The sequence below is a fragment of the Oceanobacillus massiliensis str. N'diop genome, assembly GCF_000285495.1.
Lineage (GTDB): Bacteria > Bacillota > Bacilli > Bacillales > Amphibacillaceae > Oceanobacillus > Oceanobacillus massiliensis.
Map to the genome: position 1 here is coordinate 1 of NZ_CAER01000079.1, position 1,839 is coordinate 1,839.

The window sequence follows — 1,839 nt, forward strand, 5'->3', positions numbered from 1 at the left end:
AAAGAGGCTGGGACAAAACCTAGTAATTGAAAAGAGTGGTACACGCCAATAAGTTGGTGGATACCACTCTTTTTTTAATAAAATTCTAAAATTAAGTACGCAAAAAGGATACCTTCTGATAAAGTTAAAGTAACTACACCAAAACAGAATCGGAGGTATCCTTATGTTTAAACATTATACCATGAATCAAGTTATTTTGCCGTTAGATTTAGAAATCAAACTTCAAGAAAATGATATAGCCTATGCCGTCAACGATGTAGTGGAGAATATTCCAGATGAAGCATTCACCGGGTTTTTGCGTGTGACAGGCTGTCCAGCTTATCATCCACGCATGATGATGAAGGTAATTTTATGCGCTTATACGCAATCTGTTTTCTCTGGTAGAAAGATTGAAGGATTACTGAAAGATAGTGTGCGAATGATGTGGCTAGCTCAAGGATATGAGCCAAGTTACCGTACGATCAATCGGTTCCGTGTCCATCCCGAGGTAAAGGAATTACTACGTCAGTGTTTTGTACAATTCCGTTGCCAGCTCGTTCAAGAAAAGTTAATTGAAGAAGAAGCGATTTTTATTGATGGAACGAAGATCGAAGCCAATGCCAATAAGTTTACGTTTGTTTGGCGCAAAGCGATTGAAAAATACAGTGCCAATTTGGTAGAGAAGTCTAACCAAATGTATGAGGAATTATTGGAAAAAGAAATTATTCCAGAAATAGAACGAGAAAGCCTGGAGGAATTATCTACGAAAGAACTCGAAACAGTAGTGAAAGAGCTCGACGACAAGGTAGAGAAATATGATCAACAAATAGAAGCAAGTGAAGACGTAAGCGAACGTAAACGACTTCGCTCTGAACGCAAAGCACCGAAACAATACCGCAAACAATTCAAGGATTATGTGCAGCGCAAACAGAAATACCAACATGATATGGCCATATTTGGTGAGCGCAACAGTTATTCGAAGACGGATCATGATGCCACATTTATGCGCATGAAAGATGATTATATGAAGAACGGTCAACTTAAAGCTGGTTATAATGTGCAAATTGCGACAGAAGGACAATATGCGCTCGCTTTTGATGTATTTCCAAACCCAACCGATACTCGTACGTTCATCCCTTTTTTAAATAAAATCGAGAAAGGGTTCTTTCCGCTGCCCCCATACATTGTCGCTGATGCAGGTTATGGTAGTGAACAAAACTACGAAGATATCCTAAGCCATCGAAAACGTATCCCGCTGATCACGTATAACATGTATCGTAAAGAGAAGAAAAAGAAATACAAGCAGAACCCTTTTAACATTGCCAACTGGGAATATCATAAAGAAGATGATTCTTTTACTTGTCCAAACAATAAAAAAGTGACCTTCGGTTACCTTTCGAATCGAACAGACAAAACGGGATTTACAAGAACGTTTAAAGTCTATGAATGTGAAGACTGTTCGGGTTGTCCATTACGCCAGCAATGTACGAAAGCAAAGGAAGGAAAGAATCGAAAGATTTATTACAACGAAAAATGGGAAAACCAAAAAGCATATACGAGGGAACAGCTTTCGGAAACGAAAACGGGTGAAATCTATGGCAAGCGTAAAATAGATGTAGAGCCAGTCTTTGGATTTTTGAAGGCTAATTTGCGTTTCACGCGAATGTCCGTGAGAGGCAAAGAAAAAGTAGAAAATGAATTAGGGTTTGCATTCATGGCGGTGAACATGAGAAAGTACACCGCCAATACAGCTAATGGAACCGTAGATAATAAAAATAATCACGAAAAAGGTTCCGATTATCAAAAAACGATAATCGGAACCTTTTTTCAGTTACTATTGGCTAGTTATGTCCCAGCCTC

At 38.7% G+C, this 1,839-nt stretch carries 1 protein-coding gene; it reads left to right on the forward strand.

The features are described 5' to 3' along the window. Nucleotides 1–163 precede the first annotated feature (163 nt). On the forward strand, nucleotides 164–1,839 hold a 1,676-nt coding region (locus OMHG_RS00005; protein WP_010647040.1), incomplete at its 3' end, for an IS1182 family transposase.